The organism is Mesorhizobium sp. M8A.F.Ca.ET.165.01.1.1 (assembly GCF_004792065.1).
In the GTDB taxonomy this organism is placed as follows: Bacteria; Pseudomonadota; Alphaproteobacteria; order Rhizobiales; family Rhizobiaceae; genus Mesorhizobium.
This window is the reverse complement of record NZ_SRTH01000279.1, coordinates 1-279: the sequence shown is the minus strand read 5'-3', so window position 1 is coordinate 279 and position 279 is coordinate 1. Positions and strand designations below refer to the sequence as shown.

Annotated in this window: 1 protein-coding gene; it reads right to left on the bottom strand. The window is 64.2% G+C overall.

Features of this window, described 5'->3' with window-relative positions:
- Positions 1-279 (bottom strand): hypothetical protein (locus EN808_RS36735; RefSeq protein WP_210235492.1); only part of this gene is annotated, 279 nt, incomplete at both ends.

Here is a 279-nt window from a genome sequence, read left to right as displayed (position 1 = left end):
CAGTAGTTGGCGAAGGGCCGCCCGGGTTGGCCTTCTCCGATTGAAGCCTCGAGAAAGGTGAGGCCGCTAAGGTCTTGCCCTCTGAACAGGTCGATCAGCTGTCCAGCTTTGTCGCGACCGTCTCGGCTTCCGGTCCCCTTCGGCACCATGACGTGCATGTCGAGCGTGCCGTGTTCGCGCCAGAGATTGTCGTCGCGGGCACCGGCACCGATCGACGCCTGATCGAACCCGCCGGGGATCGCCCAGATCTCGACATAGACGAACGCCGCCGCCGCATTC